General features: G+C 37.7%; 13 protein-coding genes. 2 read left to right on the forward strand and 11 right to left on the reverse strand.

Annotated features, from left to right (window positions below):
* Position 1 precedes the first annotated feature (1 nt).
* Both E6H07_08235 and E6H07_08240 read left to right on the forward strand, forming a co-directional pair.
* Positions 2–1,042, forward strand: coding sequence for a GHKL domain-containing protein (locus E6H07_08235; protein TMI65885.1), 1,041 nt, complete (start codon positions 2–4; stop codon positions 1,040–1,042).
* The gene (locus E6H07_08240) at positions 1,035–1,772 is read left to right on the forward strand and encodes a response regulator (GenBank protein ID TMI65886.1); all 738 of its coding nucleotides are present in this window, start codon (positions 1,035–1,037) and stop codon (positions 1,770–1,772) included. Before E6H07_08235 ends, E6H07_08240 begins: the two co-directional genes overlap by 8 nt.
* Here the strand turns inward: E6H07_08240 and E6H07_08245 are convergent.
* The 11 genes from E6H07_08245 to E6H07_08295 form a co-directional block, all read right to left on the reverse strand.
* A complete protein-coding gene (locus E6H07_08245; protein TMI65887.1) occupies positions 1,769–2,659 on the reverse strand; it encodes a YitT family protein in 891 nt (296 codons plus the stop codon). The two genes, E6H07_08240 and E6H07_08245, sit on opposite strands and share 4 nt — an antisense overlap.
* Before the next feature lie 20 nt (positions 2,660–2,679).
* Entirely contained in the window at positions 2,680–3,726 is a 1,047-nt protein-coding gene (locus E6H07_08250; GenBank protein TMI65888.1) for a response regulator, read from the reverse strand.
* Positions 3,726–4,100 carry a response regulator gene (locus E6H07_08255; GenBank protein TMI65889.1) on the reverse strand — a complete coding sequence of 125 codons (375 nt, stop codon included), beginning with the start codon at positions 4,098–4,100 and terminating at the stop codon, positions 3,726–3,728. The genes E6H07_08250 and E6H07_08255 overlap by 1 nt, the downstream gene beginning before the upstream one ends.
* A 53-nt stretch (positions 4,101–4,153) precedes the next feature.
* Complete coding sequence (locus tag E6H07_08260) at positions 4,154–6,196, reverse strand: tetratricopeptide repeat protein (protein TMI65890.1); 2,043 nt, start codon at positions 6,194–6,196, stop codon at positions 4,154–4,156.
* 159 nt (positions 6,197–6,355) lie between these two features.
* The gene (locus tag E6H07_08265; protein TMI65891.1) at positions 6,356–7,444 is read right to left on the reverse strand and encodes a hypothetical protein; all 1,089 of its coding nucleotides are present in this window, start codon (positions 7,442–7,444) and stop codon (positions 6,356–6,358) included.
* A 21-nt stretch (positions 7,445–7,465) separates the two neighbouring features.
* Positions 7,466–8,803, reverse strand: a complete 1,338-nt coding sequence (locus E6H07_08270; GenBank protein ID TMI66497.1) for a histidine kinase — start codon at positions 8,801–8,803, stop codon at positions 7,466–7,468.
* Positions 8,804–9,624: 821 nt separating this feature from the next.
* Positions 9,625–9,897, reverse strand: coding sequence for a DUF4242 domain-containing protein (locus tag E6H07_08275; protein TMI65892.1), 273 nt, complete (start codon positions 9,895–9,897; stop codon positions 9,625–9,627).
* A 104-nt stretch (positions 9,898–10,001) separates the two neighbouring features.
* Complete coding sequence (locus E6H07_08280; protein ID TMI66498.1) at positions 10,002–11,036, reverse strand: GHKL domain-containing protein; 1,035 nt, start codon at positions 11,034–11,036, stop codon at positions 10,002–10,004.
* 945 nt (positions 11,037–11,981) lie between these two features.
* Complete coding sequence (locus tag E6H07_08285; GenBank protein TMI66499.1) at positions 11,982–13,166, reverse strand: two-component sensor histidine kinase; 1,185 nt, start codon at positions 13,164–13,166, stop codon at positions 11,982–11,984.
* Positions 13,167–13,948: 782 nt separating this feature from the next.
* Entirely contained in the window at positions 13,949–15,901 is a 1,953-nt protein-coding gene (locus E6H07_08290; protein TMI66500.1) for a GAF domain-containing protein, read from the reverse strand.
* 880 nt (positions 15,902–16,781) lie between these two features.
* On the reverse strand, positions 16,782–18,029 hold the full coding sequence (locus tag E6H07_08295; protein ID TMI66501.1) for a hypothetical protein: 1,248 nt from the start codon (positions 18,027–18,029) through the stop codon (positions 16,782–16,784).
* Positions 18,030–18,244: the final 215 nt, after the last annotated feature.

An 18,244-nucleotide genomic window follows, 5' to 3' on the forward strand; every position in this document is an offset into this window, starting at 1 on the left:
TATGTCAGTATCTCCGTTATCATCTTCACGGGTCAGGATCTTTTTCGGAATAGTCTGGCTGGTTATAATCGGAGATCATACTGCATTAATGATATGGTACGGGTGCAGTTTTGAAATAGCGATCATAGATGCATTAGTCAGTACGATCCATTTATTGCTGGCAAGTTTGCTGCTGTTAAATACACTGAGGTATTATATGCCGCAGAAAGAAAGATTTATTCACCTTTTCGCCTGGTGTGTTTTTCTTACGGCTATCATTATTATTTTAACAAGATTGGAGCTCACAGGTCTTTTAATTCATAATCATGGTTATTCAGAATTCTTTGATCGTTCAGTCGTAATACGTATCAGCCTTTACTTTTTGTTTATTGGCTGCATTGCCCTGATGAGTGTGATCTGGTACAACCGTGTAGAGCAGGATGAAAGAGGTAAACGTAAACAGGACCTTGAGAAACTGGCAAAAGATGCTGAGCTTTTTAAATTGCGACAGCAATTACAACCACATTTTTTATTCAACAGTTTAAATTCCATTAATGCATTGATTGGGGTAAGGCCGGCAGAAGCAAGAAAAATGGTTCAGCAACTGTCTGATTTTTTACGGGGCACATTAAAAAAAGAAGAACAGCAATGGGTGAATCTGAAAGAAGAAATGCAATACCTGCAATTATATCTCGATATTGAAAAGGTAAGATTTGGAAACCGGCTTTCAACAGTTGTTAATACGGATGAATCGGCTGAAAATTTAAAACTGCCTGCATTATTATTGCAGCCAATTGTTGAAAATGCGATCAAGTTTGGCTTGTATGATACAATGGGAGAAACGATTATCATTATCTCTGCCAAAAACGAGGACAACAAACTAATAGTAGAAGTGCAGAATCCTTTTGATCCTGAAACCTCGGCACCGCAGCAGGGTACCGGATTTGGTTTAAAATCAGTGCAACGAAGATTATTCCTCTTGTTTGCAAGAAATGACCTGCTAAAAACAACTGCAAAAGAAAATATCTTTACAACAACAGTAACAATTCCCCAACATGTATAAAATAGTGATAATAGATGATGAGCCGCTGGCACGCAGCATTGTAAAAGAATATTTACAAAAGCATACTGAACTCGAGTTGTCACAGGAATGCGGTGATGGCTTTGAAGGTGTAAAAGCTATTCAGCAACATAAACCCGATTTGATTTTCCTGGATATACAAATGCCTAAGATCAATGGTTTTGAAATGCTGGAACTGGTTGATGAACGACCGGCAGTGATTTTTACAACGGCGTTTGACGAATATGCCATCAAAGCTTTTGAAGCACATGCAATAGATTACTTATTAAAACCTTTCAACCAGGAAAGATTTGATAAAGCAATTGCAAAATGGCTTCAGCAGGCTGATTCAACAAAAGAGTCTACAAAAGATTTGTTGGAAACAGCATCTTTATCTCCAGCGCAGGCCCAGCGTATCGTTATAAAGGATGGAAGTAAAATAAAGATCATTCCGGCTCATGAAGTATTTTATTTAGAAGCTGCCGATGATTATGTAAAAGTGCATACAAAGGATGGCTATTTTTTAAAAAGCAAAACTATGGGCCACTTTGAGCAGGTACTAGATGCTAACCAATTTGTACGTTCACACCGGTCCTACATTATTAATATTTCCCAGATCACAAGAATTGACCCCTATGAGAAAGACAATCATGTAGCTGTATTAAAATCCGGCGCCAAAGTACCAGTAAGCCGTTCCGGCTATCCGAAGTTAAAATCTGTTCTGGGTTTTTAGTGCTTGTGTCTACGTTTGAGTATACCGCCTGATGCTTCTTTAATGGTATTGGCAAATACAAATGCCTTGGGATCTACTTCATGCACAAGATTATTAAGCTTTCTTAGTTCAAGACGGGTGATCACTGTAAAGATGATATCACAATCTGCGCTTACTTCAAAGTTGCCAGGTAAAAAACCTCTTTCGCCTTTGTAAACTGTTATCCCCCTTCCAAGATTATTTACCAGCTCATGTTTTATCTCTTCGCTCTTGCCTGAAATAATGGTAACACCGGTGTAAGCCTGTAAGCCTTCGACCACATAATCAATACAACGGGTGGCGCAGAAATAGGTGAGGATTGAATAAAGGGCATTTTCAATACCAATACCAATACCAGCAATGGTAAATATTAAAACATTGATAGCAAGAATAATTTCAGATATAGTAAATGATGTCCTCTTTAAAGTAAATAAAGCCAACACTTCAATTCCATCCAACGCTGTACCTGCCCGCATCACAAGACCGATACCGATGCCCAGGAATACTCCTCCGAAAATCGAGATAAGTAGTTTGTCTTTGGTTAAAGCATATTCAGGTAAAAGCTGAAGGCTGACGCCAAGGAGGACAACTGCCAGGAACATTTTAACTGCGAAACTTTTACCTACGGAAAAATAACTGACAAGTACCAATGGCAAGTTAAAGGCTATGATCATCAAGGCCAGGTTAAGATGAAATTCATGATGAACGAGTAGTGAAATACCGGTTACGCCACCATCAAAGAAATTGTTAGGTACCAAAAAGCTCTTTAAAGCAAAACTGGCTACTACCGAACCCGCAATCATAAATGCAGCATCCTGTAAAATTTCAGAAGTGGTCAGTTTTTTTTTGAAAATACCGTTTGCATTCATCTTTTTATTCTCGGCTTTTATTAATCCATTACTTCATAAATGATCAGGGGATTGGCCTTGTTCTTTAAATTCACTTCACCCACTTTATTACAACTGAAAGATTCTTTTATTTTTTCGTAAGAGTTTTCACTTATGATGATCTGGTTTTCTTTTGCTGCGGTTTGTAAACGTTGTGCTGTATTCACAGTATCGCCAATCACTGTATAGTCAAGTCTTCTTAATGTGGCCGAACCAATATTGCCAGAAATCATTTCCCCACTGTTGATCCCAATAGAAACTTTTGGTACAAAAGAAACTTCTCCATTTATACCTGGCAGTTCCTGCACTTTTTTTCTTACAGTAAGGCAGGCATCTACAGCACGGTCAAGATGATAGTCGCCACGGAAAACCGCCATTACTGCATCACCAATAAATTTATCTATGAACCCGCCTTGTGCAATTATCTCTTTTACCATTACATCAAAATAGCTATTTAGCAGCTGTACGACTTTATCGGGTGTTTCGTTCTCACTAATAGTGGTAAAACTGCAGATATCAATAAATGCTACGGTGGCATCCACTGTTTCATTCGCCATGAGTGAAGATTCAAACTCACGGCTACCCATAAAGTTCAACACGGTTTCATCCACGTACATCTTCAGAATATTATTTTCCTTGATAGCCTTCATTGTTTCCCGGAGTTGCTGCACATGCTTAAGTGTTTTCTCCATCGTCAGTTCCAGGTCTTCAAAATTCACCGGCTTAGTGATAAAATCAAATGCGCCACGGTTCATCGCAATACGGATATTATCCATATCGCCATATGCAGATACAATTACTGCTTTCAGCAAAGAATTTTGCTCTCCGATCTTTGTAAGGAGAGTAAGACCATCCATTTCAGGCATATTGATATCGCTGAGCACAACATCCACATCAGTGTTCAACTCAAGTTGCTCAAGGGCATGTTTACCATTGGAGGCAAACAGGAATTCGTACTGGTGTTCCCGTATTTTCTGACGAAATTTTTGTTTGATGAGTACTTCCAGATCTGCCTCATCATCCACTACCAATATCTTGGATTTTGCCATTACTGTATTGCTTTTAATTTTTCTTTCAGGTTTGAAAAATCAACCGGCTTGGTTAAAAAATCATCAGCGCCGAGTTTCATGGCAGTATTATAATTTTCCGCATCACCATAGGCTGTGATCATCATTACAAGTGGAGGAGGGGTTTGGTATTTTTGTTTGATGTGTCCGAGTAGTTCGAGACCACTCATACCCGGCATATTAATATCGGAAAGTATCAGCACAGCCTCATGGTTGTGCTCGTTCAGGTACATCAATGCTTCTTCACCAGAAAATGCAAATACAAACTGCATTTCTCCATTCCGCATTTCCTTTCTGAAACGTTGTTCAAAAAGCACCTGCACATCTTTTTCGTCGTCTACTACTAAAATTTTCATCTGTTATTATTTAGGTGGATTGTTGGCTTATTTTCAATTGATGAATTTAAGGCTTATATGGGTAAAATAATGGTGAACTCTGCAAATTCTCCTTCTTTTGTTTCCACCTTCAATTCACCTCCGTGACCCTTTGTAATGATGTCATAACTCATACTAAGCCCCAGGCCTGTGCCTTCACCGGTAGGTTTGGTGGTAAAGAAAGGCTGGAAGATTTTATCAATTACTCTTTGGGGAATACCATTACCATTATCCCGGACAATAATATGTACTGCCCCGGGATGCATTTTTGTTTTAACCGAAACAACTGGTTCAAAGTCGCCGGAAGCCGTTTTTTGTTTTTGTAAAACAGAATAAAATGAATTGGTAAATAAGTTAAGCATTACCCGTCCAATTTCCTGCGACACCACATTTACGGTTGTAATGGTTGTATCAAAATCTGTTTCTGATTTTGCATTGAATGAATTATCCTTTGCCCGCATTCCATGAAAACTCAGCCGCAGGCATTCATCCACCAGGTTATTGATATCTACGGGTTCTTTTTGACCGGTACTGCTGCGGCTGTGTTGCAGCATACCTTTTACAATTGAGTCGGCACGTTTGCCATGGTAATTTATTTTTTGTTCATTTTCTTTAATGTCATTAGCGATCTCTAGTGCTTGTTGCTTATTATCTAAGGCCAGTTGCTCTTTCATTTCATCTATCAATTCCGTATTTACTTCTGAAAAATTATTTACAAAATTTAAAGGGTTTTGAATTTCATGTGCAATACCTGCAGTAAGTTCTCCAAGCGAAGCCATTTTTTCTGATTGGATCAGTTGCTTCTGCGTTACTTGTAACTTACTTAATGTAGTTTCCAACTCTTTCTTTTGGGTGGACAATAATGTGTTTGCTTTTTTCCGTTGCAGACCATTCCTCCACAATATGATTGCAATAAGCAAAAAAATTGCAATGCCAAAAAGCAACATATTTGTTCTTACTTTATTCCGGTATGCACCATTTGCAGTTTCAATATCCTGCTGCCGCTGTCTTTCATCAAAATCAATATTCTGAAAATCCTGTGCTTGTTTTGAATTAAAAAGGCTGTCATTAATTTTTATGATCAGCGACTGGTATTTTACAGCACTATCATTGTTGCCACTTGTTTTATAATAACCAGCCAATGCAGTATATGCACGTAAAAACAAGTCAGGAGCATCCAGGTCATAAGCTGCAGACAGGGCATTGCGGATATAAAAAAGATTTGAATCTGGCCGGTTCATTTGTTTATGTATATCAGCCAACGCCAGGTTGCTTGCCGCCACACCCCTGAAATAATAATATTTTTTACTGGCATCTAATGCCCTTCTGTAAAAATGTATAGCTGAATCTTTTTCTCCCATGGCAAAATAGATTCGCCCCGTATTGAGCAATGCACTTCCGAGATACCGGGTATATCCTTTTTGCATAATTTGCTTATATGCCAGCAATTCGGAGATCAGGGCAGAATCTGGTTTTTTCAAATTCAAATACACTCTGCCCATTGTCATATTGATTATACTTTGCAGTGGGATATTACCCGACTCCTCCGCTTTTTGTTTACCCTCCAGGTGATGCACCAATGCTTTCTCATAGTTATTTGAATTAGCATACAAAACACCTAATATCTGGTGAGTGAAAGCAATTTCGCTAAGTCTTTGTTCATGTGGACTCGCAGTACGATATATAAGTTCATCATCACCGGGGAATTTGCCCACCAGTACCTTCTCCTCACTTTTAGGATTTTCCAAAATAGCCATAGCGGATAAAACAGTTTTCAATGATCTGGGGTAATTGCCTTTATTCAAAAGAGCATAACCCATTTCCCTTAATGCACTTCCTTCGTCAAGTTTGAAATGCAACTGCCGTGAGAGTTGTAAGGACTTCTCGGCATAATGATATGCACTGTCAGGGTCTACTTCTGCAAATAAACGGGAAAGATTGCGATAACTTACTAATCTCAGGGTGTCATTTGCAGTAATGCTACCCTGTTGCTTCAGGTTATCAATATTGGCTTGCTGGGCTGCAAGAAAATTTACCACAATAAGACAAATCGTTAAACAGGTATTTCGTTTCAGCATTATTTGATTTAAGTAGTGGGTAAGTTTAGAATTCTGCACCTTTCCTTTGTTTTTCCCCTCAAGCTCACCGTCATATATTTTTTTATAATATCATTGTTAAAGATAAGCCCAAACCTGCTTTTTTGAAAGGCAGATCTGGGAGTAAAATAGGACTCAAAATTAATCTTCTTTCAATCCTTTTATAATAACGTTTCCGGTGCCGTTTTTATCACAGGGATAGGCAAAATCTTTTTGCCATGCTTTCGCATTATTGATAGTATTGTAAAATTCATCAAGATAGCGAATGGTTGATTTAGTATATTTCTCATCCAGTAGGGTACAGCCGCTATATAACTTATAAATATCGCTTTTTAAACGGTTAAATTCAGCAAGCACCGGTTCAAATACTTTTAAATCGTGTATACAATAACCACGGTAGCGTCTTTCTCTAACGGAACTCATCTGTAATTGTTCGGCAGGATAGGCGTATGGGGCATTCACAATACCGGCATGGTCAAAATCGTATGGCACAGCAAACGGCACTGAGATGGAATCGGCGGCAATTAATTTAATGTTCTGAAGATATTCGACGGACCAGTCAGTATTGCCAATCAGGTATTCAAATACTGCTAGCTTTAAAAATGAATTAGTTTCTGTTTGTTGTGGTTTGATCTTTCTTTCAACATCGGTCAACCGGTTACGTTTAGCCATTTGTTTTTCTTCTTCCAATAAAATGCCCAAAAAGGGGCCGGTCGTTTTTTTATTCTTCTCATCTTCCACTTGTAGCTTTACCAGTCGGGCTTTGAAACTTTTTGGTGAAAGCAAGTTGTATAATTTATATACCAGCCATTCGCGGATAATATATTTATCATCTACGCAAGGCATCACCAATTTTATTTTTTTTTGTTCACTGAAAATAGACTTAAGCTTCGGGCCATCTTTTGCGAATTGAAGCAGGAGAGGAGGATAGTTGCAGTTATCTTTCATCCTGCGGAAATGCCCTCTTGTTTTTATTTTGACAGGTATTTGTATTTCACTGTTGCCTTCATTTTTATAGGAGAGAGAAAAGGGAAAACTTTTGGGATTTTCAGAAGACCTGTCATTAAGCAGGTCGCGGAATTTTCCTTTCAGTTTTATCTCCAGTACATCATCAGAATCAAATAAACCTTTGACTATTGCTGGTTTTGATATAGCAAATGGAGCAGGCACCCTGAATGAAGAAAGGGTTAATGAACTAAAAAGGAAAACTAAGATCAAAACTTGTTTCATAAATAGATATCTGCCCAGCGACTACTCTGGCAAAATAATAATAAATTCAGTTCCTTCATTTTCTCTTGTCTTCACTTTTATTTCCCCTCCATGTGCTTTCACAATATCATAGCTTAAGGATAGACCCAATCCTGTTCCCTGCCCGGTTGGTTTAGTAGTAAAGAATGGTTGAAAAATTTTATCCAATGCTTTTTGTGGAATACCGTTGCCATTATCGGCAATTCTTATCTCCACTTTACCCCGTCCGACCGGGTCGTCCGGGCGGGCATTTACTTTTCTTGTACTTACTGAAACAATTGGTTCGTATCCGCCAGCGGTTTGCTTTTTCTTTTCATCTACTGCATAAGAAGCATTGTTGATCAAATTGAGAATAACTCTTCCAATATCCTGCGGAATGATATTGATGTTGCCGATGCTTGCATCAAAATCAGTTTTTATTGTTGCATTAAAAGAGTTGTCTTTTGCCCTCAGTCCATGGTAAGCTAATCTCAGGTATTCATCACACAAAGCATTGATATCTGCAGGTGCTTTTATTCCACTACTGCTGCGACTATGTTGCAACATTCCTTTTACAATAGCGTCGGCTCTTTTTCCGTGATGATTTATTTTTTCTAAATTTTGCTTTATATCATCTGCAATAGCATTTACTTCGTCGTAATTCCCTTTTTTTATTTCATCTTTCATTTCATCAATCAACTCATTACTTACTTCACTAAAGTTATTGACGAAGTTTAGCGGGTTTTGAATTTCATGTGCAATGCCGGCAGTGAGTTCTCCCAATGAAGCCATTTTCTCCGATTGTATCAGTTGCGATTGAGTAGCTTTCAACTCGGTCAAAGTCAACTCGATCCTGTTTTTGGCATCCTCCAATTGTTTAAAATCTTCATAACGGGCATAAGCCACAGAAAAGGTATCAGCCAGTGATCTTACAAGATCAATTTCAGATTCCACCAAAGTCTCCTGGCCACCTATATAAAGCATTCCCTGTGAAAAAGGAATAAAGTACAGATTTAGAGAACTAAACAGACTGTCGTATTGAGAATACTGATCAGTGACAGTTTGATGACCCTGTGCATAAATTGATTGGACCCAATTCTGAAATTGTTCACGATCCCATTGTTCTTTAAACACCGTTTTGTTTCTCCAGTTTTCGATCAGTTTGCCTGTTGTTTCATTGTCATGAAAACCCAAATGAAGAACTGCCAGCGATTTTCCTTCTGGTGTAGAAAGATAAGCATGTACCAATTGTTCATCTTCCCTCACTATAAAAATACCGCATCTTGAAAAGGGTACATTGAGTGTGATCAGTTCTCGCCATACGAGTGGAGTAATATGTTCGAGGTCCTCTGCCGTTCGCATGGAAGCTATTTCAGCACGGATCTTGTCCAGCGCAGCTTCACGCAATGCTTCTATGGTCTGCGCCTCAGCTTTTTGAAGATCAAGAAAGCGGGTATAGATAAGACCGAAAGCACGGGCAAACTGTGCCATAACAATACAATCCTCATCTGTTAAAGACTGAATAGTTACAACATTCAGGGTGCCCTGTTCAAAAAAGAAAGAATAAAAAAATTCTTCCTCATTAAAAATGTTCAGTTCCTGCGAAGCAACAAAAGCGGTCATGCTTTGATAGTAATGCCTTACCTGGTTTCCTTTAAGTTTTGTAAGAGCAAATAGTTTTTGCTGTTTTCTGGAAGAGATCAGGTTTTCGTATACGGGGTGAATGTAAAGACTGAAGTAATCTAATTTTTTTAATACTTCTTTGTTATCTGATACGGAAGTGGTCCATAATTCCATTGCATTATTCGCATCATCGAAAATACCAACACCAGAGCGAATTGCTTCTATGCCCAATTCTTTAAGCTCATGAAACAAAACTGCTGATGCTTCTGATAGCTCGGCGCTGTTACGCATAGTCATTGTTCTGCTGCGTATCTTTTCCAAAGATGCTTCCACTACGAGCTTCCGGTTTATCTCCAGTAGCTCTTTTCGAAGAGCTACATTTATTTCTTTTAGTTCCTTTAATTCATCGTTTTCCATTTCTTCATAGTATATATTATAGCAGGGCAATTGGTTCGGTCAAAAAATCAGTACCTGGATATCATATAAAATAAAAGGTGCAAAAGGAAAGATCGTTTACCAATTACACCTTGAAAATTTGTTTAACAGACCGGGACGTCATACTATTCGGCAGTCATTGGATCAATTACAGTAGAAATTTTGGTGATGCTGTTTGCCGGGAACCCACCTAGCCGTGCATGTTCCAATATCAGTTCTTCGCTTGGTGCCATATAAATACAATATATTTTATCTCCCGCAACATAACTATGTATCCATTGGATCTCTGACCCGAGGGTACATAGAACCTCTGTCGATTTTTTTGACATTGCCTTGAGCATTTCTGGAGTAAACGCTCCGGCCTGTGGCACATTCCGTTCAATTATAAATTTGGGCATATTATTAATTTTTGTTTCAGGATCGTCAAGAATTGTTTTTGAGACCCATTAATCTTTACTAAGTTAGTAAATTTCGGCGATTAGGGCACAAATCCTGCTTTACATTATACAGGAATACTTATTATAAACTCACTACCTTCCCCTTCTTTTGTTTCCACTTTTATTTCTCCACCATGTGCTTTCACGATATCATAACTCAATGACAACCCCAACCCTGTTCCCTGCCCGGTAGGTTTAGTAGTAAAAAATGGTTGAAAAACTTTATCTAAAACCTTTTGAGGTATGCCATTGCCGTTATCAGCTATTTTTATTTCCACTTTACCATTTACTTTTCTTGTACTTACTGAAACGGTTGGTTCGTATCCATGGCTCATTTGTTTTTTCTTTTCGGTTACCACATAAAAAGCATTCGTGATAAGATTGAGAATTACTCTTCCAATATCCTGTGGAATGATATTTAAGTTGCCAATGGTTTGATCAAAATCCGTTTTTGTTATCGCATTGAATGATTTGTCTTTTGCACGAAGACCATGATAGGCTAATCGTAAGTATTCATCAGCTAATGTATTGATGTCTGTTGGCTCTTTTATACCACTGCTACTTCGGCTGTGCTGCAACATTCCTTTTACTATGGCATCAGCTCGTTTGCCGTGATGAGTAATTTTTTCCTGGTTATCTATCACATCTTTAGCAATTAATTTTACTTCATCATAATTTCCTTTACCAATTTCCTCATTCATTTCATTCAGTAATTCTTTATTCACTTCCGAAAAATTATTGACAAAATTCAATGGGTTCTGTATTTCATGTGCAATACCGGCTGTGAGTTCTCCAAGCGAAGCCATTTTTTCAGATTGGATAAGTTGAGATTGCGTTGCTTTTAATTCAGACAATGTATTTTGTATTTTTTCTTTTTGCGACTCAAGCAGGACATTGGCTTTTTGTTTGTGACGATTGTTCCGGTAAAGTAGAAATGCAATGATAAAAAACACCCCAATAGCAGACCATAAGCCAACTGTCTTTGTTTTATTCTTATACCTCTCCTGCTCCTGTTGTATCTCCTGTTGATGTTGCTGTTCCTGGAGCATCAACAATTGAAGTTCTTTGAATTTTTGAGGTCCGTACAGACTGTCGGTCATTGCTTTTGCAACATCCTGGTAATAAAACGCACTGTCCATATTTTTTCCCTGATAAAATAACCTTGTTAATAATTCACTTGCCTCCAATAATTCGAAAAGCTGTATTAACTGCTTGCCATTTCTAAATGATTGGCGGGCATAATAAAGGCTTGAATCATATTGCCGGGTAAGCTCAAATAGCCCGGCGATCTTTCTCTGTATTTTACTAACGTTCACCTTTTCATTTACCTTAATTGAATTTGCTAATGCTACTTGATAGTATGCCAATGCCGAATCTTTTTTTCCTAGGCCCAAATATGCATTTCCCATTCTTGTAAGTATAAGAGATCTTAAAGGGCCATGAGTTAAACCTGTATAAGTTTTATAGGCCAGTTTTGAATAATATAATGCAGAGTCAGGCATTTTCAATAGATCATATGCATTGGCAATAGTAGTCAGGTTAAAAGTTTCAATTAGTTGATTGTGCGTTTCTTTATCAAGCTTGTTGGCTGATAACAGGTATTCAAGTCCCCGTCGGTATTCGCGAAATTCCAGGTAAGTAATTCCAATAAATGACATCGTTCTTTCTTCGCCATTAATATCTTTCATTTCCCGGTTCATTTGCAAAGCCTCAAAGTTTAATTTCAATGCAAGCGGATAATTACCCAAAAAACGAATTGCTTCTGCCAGTTCATTCAAATTATCAACTACTCCTCTTAGGTAATGTAACTCCCTCGATAACGCCAATGCTTTTTCGGAAATCAGTCTTGAAGTATCAGGTCTTGTAAAAAAATATTCATTTCCTATTTGCATAAGCAGTTTTACACGGTTCGTATCCTGCCCTGTCTTTGCCAATAGATGGTTGAGGCTATCAAGAACTCGTGGATCTTGGCTATTAGAAGAAAAAAAGAATCCGGTCAAAAAAGTTGATATGATAAAAAAGATTTTCATCTGAACAAATCGTTTTTAAAGTGTAATTATAAATTCCGAGCCCTCGCCTTCTTTTGTTTCTACTTTTAATTCACCACCATGTGCTTTCACGATATCATAACTTAAAGATAGTCCTAAACCCGTTCCTTGTCCTGTTGGTTTGGTAGTAAAGAAGGGTTGAAAGATTTTATCTAGTACTTTTTGAGGAATTCCGTTGCCATTGTCTTTTACACTTATTTCTATCCGATAGCTGTCGGATTTTCCGTTTGTCTTTTTTGTGCTTACAGATACAGTTGGTTCATATTCGGTTTGTTGCTGCTTCTTTTTTTCATCAACAACATAAAAAGCATTGTTGATCAAATTGAGAATAACTCTGCCAATATCCTGCGGAATTATATTGATGTTTCCAATACTTTCATCGTAATCAGTTTTCAATGCTGCATTGAACGATTTGTCTTTTGCTCGAAGGCCATGATAAGCTAATCTTAAATATTCATCAGTTAAAGCATTAATATCTGTTGGCTCTTTTGTTCCGCTGCTGCTCCGACTGTGTTGGAGCATGCCTTTTACTATGGCATCAGCTCTTTTACCGTGATGATTTATTTTTTGTTCGTTGTCTTTTATATCATTTGAAATTGCGATCGCATTTTCGATCTTTCCCGCTTTTAATTCCTGTTGTAATTCATCTACCAATTCTGCATTTACATCAGAGAAATTATTGACGAAGTTTAGTGGATTTTGTATTTCATGAGCAATGCCTGCAGTGAGTTCTCCCAATGAGGCCATTTTTTCTGATTGAACAAGCTGGGATTGGGTTGATTTTAAATTGGTCAGCGTTGTTTCCAAAACTTTATTTGTTTTTTGCTTCTGCTTATTATTACGATAAAGTATGGCGGCAATAATTAAAAATATTCCCAATCCAGCTAACAATGCATACTGTTTCTGTTTGTTTTGGATCGCTATGCTTTTAGCTTCAGATTCACGTTGTTTCTCCTGTTTGTCCAATACTATTCGTTGCAAATCCTGGAATCTTTTTGCTCCTGTTAAACTATCCTTTTCTGCAGTAGCTGCTGATAAATATTTATAAGCACTGTCATATTGATTTTTATTTTTAAATAGCCCACTTAATAATACAGAGGCATCATATACTCCTTTTCTAAATGAAATAACTTTGCCGGTTTGTATCGTATTGTATGCATACTTAATGCTGGAATCAGGCATATTCAATTCATGATACAATTTTGCGATAAAGAGGTTATTCATAGTGAGATTTCTCAAATCATTGTCAATATAAGCTTCAGCAATACCTTTTTTATAATATTCCAGGGCCATTTCCGGCTTGCCATTTAATTTTAAAGCATTTCCCATCCTGAACATAATTTCCGGCCGGGTATATTGGTTTCTGTCATTATTTTTAAGAGATGCATTATATACGATTTGCTGATAATACAATGCTGAATCGGGTATTTGCATTAACTCAAAGACGTTTCCAATATTTGATACTTCATTATGGACCATTCCTATATCACCTATCTTTTCAAATAAATCTTTTGACCGGAAATAATATTCATTTGCTTTTTTGTAATCCGCCAATTCCATATAAATATTCCCGATCCGGTTTAAAGCAAATGCGATATTGGAAGTGTCTTTTACTTTTTCACTTATTTCTAATGCTTCAAATTGAAACTGCAAAGATTCAGGTAATTTACCTGCTTCCAGGACGGTAGCCCCTTTTAGGGATAGCATTCGAGCTTTAAAATGCGGTAAATTATGTTTTTCAGCTAGTGCTATTGCCTGATCTGAATAAAAAAGCGAGGAATCTATCTGGGAAAACCTGTATCCAATCGCCAATTCAGCATATAATCGTCCTCGTATTGAATCATGTTGTGCTTTTAATAGCATCTCTTTTGCAGTCTTTATCTCTTCCAGAGAATTTTGGCTAAAAGTGTATAAGAACATTGTGCAGGAAAAAAAGGAAAAAATAAATATCTTTTTCATTCCATTTAATTAACAGGTAAAACAATAATAAATTCACTTCCTGCCTGCGATGAAGTTTCAACAGGCAATCCGGCCACATGTTTTGTTTCTACTTTCAACTCTCCGCCATGTGCTTTTACAATATCATAACTTAATGACAAGCCCAAACCTGTTCCTTGTCCTGTTGGTTTAGTAGTAAAGAATGGTTGAAAAATTTTATCCAGTACTTTTTGGGGAATGCCATTGCCATTATCTTTTACACTTATTTCTACTTTACCATTGGTCTTTTTGGTACTTACTAAAACTGTCGGCTCGTATCCCCGTCCGACCGCATCATCCGGGCAGGCATTTAGATTCTGTTTCTTTTTTTCATCCACTGCATAAAATGCATTGTTGATCAAATTCAAAACAACCCTCCCAATATCCTGTGGAATAATATTGATATTGCCAATCGATTCATCAAAATCGGTTTTCATCGTTGCGTTGAATGATTTGTCTTTTGCTCTTAATCCATGATAAGCTAATCTTAAATACTCATCAGCTAACATATTAAGATCTGTAGCTTCTTTTTTACCACTGCTGCTTCTTGTGTGTTGCAGCATACTTTTTACAATGGCATCTGCTCTTTTACCATGGTGAACGATCTTTTGCTCATTCTCTTTAATATCCTTTGCAATGGATCTCACCAATTCCAGGTTGCCTTTATTTGTCTCTTCCTGCAACTCGTCAATCAATTCAGTATTCACTTCTGAAAAATTATTGACAAAATTCAACGGGTTCTGAATTTCATGTGCAATGCCAGCCGTCAATTCACCCAATGAAGCCATTTTCTCTGATTGAATGAGCTGGGATTGTGTTTTCTGTAAACTATCGACAGTTTGATTTAATTTTTTATACGACTCTGCATTTTCCAAAGCTATCGCCGCATAAATCGCAATGGTACGCAGCATATATAAATGATATTCTGAATAAGCATTTTTTTGAAAGCTTTGAACGGTGATCACGCCAAACATTTTGTCTTTTGCTTTTAACGGAAGATAGATAAGTGATACAGGCTGTTGACCCTGTTTGGGCACTAACACATCCTGCAGGTAATTCTTATATTCTGTTTGCAAATCAGCCATTACAATTTCCTTACCGCTGATAAAACATAAACTCGCAAAACGGTTTTCTTCATAGATGGAATTTGAATAAGCGGGTAATGCCACACCATTTTCATAGGTGGCAGGGAAATCGATATATTTTGTGTCTTCATGATAGATGCCTATTCCAAATACTGAAGCATCCATCAAGGCATTTACATTATCATATACAGTACCAATAATAGTTTCGACAGAAAGCGAAGAAGTGATCTTTCGGCCAATATCTCCAAGCAATTCCATATTACGATGAGATTGCTCCAGATTATCTTTTTGTTCGGCTAACTCCGCTGCTTTTTTATCAATCTCCTGCTTTTGTTTCTGCAATAAAAGATTTGCTTTTTGCTTTTGACGGTTGTTGCGGAGTAAAATAACGGAAATAAGGATCACAGAAACAAAACCCCCTAATACCATAACAAGCAATGCCCGTTCTTTGCGGATCTTTGCTTTTTGCAGCTCGATCTCAGTCTGTTTTTTATCAAGATCGTTATTAGCCTGCAACATCGCGGTCCTGCGGGACATTTCTTCTCCATTCAAACTGTCTTTATAATGTGAAGAAAGCAACAGGTAAGTATAAGCAGTATCATATTTTTTTAGTTCTGCGGCTGACTCAGCTATAAGTTGAGTTACCTCCCGCAGATATTGCCGGTAATTTGCCTGCCTGGCAAGAAGTAAACTATGTTTCCCATAATACAAACCACTATCAGCCGCTCCTGAGTGCAGAAAAGCTCTTCCAAGTAGCCATTCGCCCCAGGATTTCCGGTCTTCAATTTTCGATTTCGATCTGTAATAAACCAGGAACCGGTTAATGTTATCAAATGCTTCACGATAGTTACCCATCCTTTCATATACATCACCAATATTTCCATAGGCAATAGCAATTGATTCTGGTCTCTTCTGTTCTATCTCGATCTCAAGTCCCTTTTTATAGGCGTCCAGTGCTTCCGTGTATTTGCCTTCGGTTTTAAAGGTTTTTCCCATTGCATTATAGGCGCCTGCCATACCGGATTGGTACCCGATCTTTATGGATTGATTCAGTGCTTCTGTATAATAAGGGATAGCTTTGTTGTCATCTCCGATCACATTATACAAATAACCAACATTGCTTTTTACATCGATGGAGAGTTTGATGTTACCCGTTTCATCAGCCAGTTTGATGGCTTTCAAATAATCATCCAGCGTTTCTACGTATTGCCCTTCGTCCAGGTAAGCTCTTCCGCGGTATCGTAAAAGCAAGGCGAGACCCTCTTTATCATCAATTCGCTCTAAAATCTTTTGACCTTTTTCAAATTCTGAAAACACATTATTAAAATCCAGGCTGTCATAAGCGATGAGTGCTTTATTTGACATGGCCCGGCCTTCTCCTTTTTCATAATTCAGTTTTTGTGAAAGCCGGAGGGCTTCTTCTGTATAGGGGATCATTTGCCTGCGATCAAAACGTCTTATTTCAATTGCAAGGGTGTTCAGGAGATTCACCCTCGCAGTATCTTGCTGCGTATGACGGCTCAGTTTATTTTTCAAACTGTCAACTACAGTGTTCTGGGCAAAGAGCAAATTACAACCCAATGTGCCGGTCATAACCAGCCCTATTAGTCTCTTTCTCATTTGCAAAATTTTATTTCAATAAATGAGTATCCTGTGTATTCTCGTAGAGTATGAACGACCAGACCATATCTGGTTTGAAGGTTTTCAGGATATTTAAATTAATGAAAATACCTTCTTAAATGTTCAGCTGAATAAGAAATTGACTTCCCTCACCTTCTTTCGTTTCCACTTTCAACTCCCCGCCATGTGCTTTTATAATATCATAGCTTAACGACAAACCCAAACCTGTTCCTTGTCCTGTTGGTTTAGTAGTAAAGAATGGTTGAAAAATTTTATCCAGTACTTTTTGGGGAATGCCATTGCCATTATCTTTTACTCTTATTTCTAATTTACCATTGGTCTTTTTGGTACTTACTAAAACTGTCGGCTCGTATCCCCGTCCGACCGCATCATCCGGGCGGGCATTTAGATTCTGCTTCTTTTTTTCATCCACTGCATAAAATGCATTGTTGATCAAATTCAAAACAACCCTGCCAATATCCTGTGGAATGATATTGATGTTGCCAATACTTTCATCGTAATCGGTTTTCAATGTTGCATTGAATGATTTGTCTTTTGCCCTTAATCCATGAAAAGCTAATCTTAAATATTCGTCAGCCAAGACATTGATATCGGTTGGTTCTTTTACACCGTTGCTGCTTCTGCTATGCTGCAACATCCCTTTTACAATTGCATCGGCTCTTTTGCCGTGATGATTTATTTTTTGTTCGTTTTCTTTTATGTCATTTGAGATAGCAAGAGCATCATCGATCTTTCCGGCTTTTAAGTCTTGTTGTAATTCGTCTACCAACTCAGTGTTCACTTCGGAAAAATTATTTACAAAGTTCAAAGGATTTTGAATTTCATGTGCAATACCTGCGGTTAGTTCGCCAAGACTTGCCATTTTTTCGGATTGTATAAGTTGTTGCTGTGTTGCTTTTAAATTATCATAAGCCTGTTCGATCTTTACTTTCGCTTTATGTTTTTGGCGGTTGTTGCGGTAAAATATTATTGCCAGCAACAATAACACTCCAATGCCTGCCAGCAAAAAATATGTTCTGATCTTATTTTGATAAACTACTTTCTCGTTTTCAATAGTCTGCAAACGCCGCTGTTCGTTCAGGGTAAGTTTCTGAAATTCGGCGAGACTTTTAATTCTGCGCTGGCTGATGCTGTCATTGGCCCGTTTCGCAAGTGCTAAATATTTGTAAGCACTATCAAACTGGGTTCTTAGCTGGTAAGCATAACATACTTCTTCATAAGCATTACCTATATGATACTCGATCTGCGATACACCACCAAGCTGCTTTATTAACTGCAGACTTTTGATGGCGTAATAAAGGCTGGAGTCTTTATTCTCCTTTGAAATATGATATTTTGTCATTGCATAATAACACCTTGCCAGGCCGTCGATATTATTTTCTGCTATACCAGATCGAATGCCCCTGTATAAACAATCAAGACCGGTGTTCGTGTTGCCTTTTTTTATGTAGATAGTGGCACTATAATAAAGAACGGATGACAAATATTTTTCCCAGTTCATGCTCTTCGCAATAGATTCGGCTTCGTTTTCATAATAAAGTGCTGAATCAAGATCTC

This window comes from Bacteroidota bacterium, from assembly GCA_005882315.1.
GTDB lineage: Bacteria > Bacteroidota > Bacteroidia > Chitinophagales > Chitinophagaceae > VBAR01.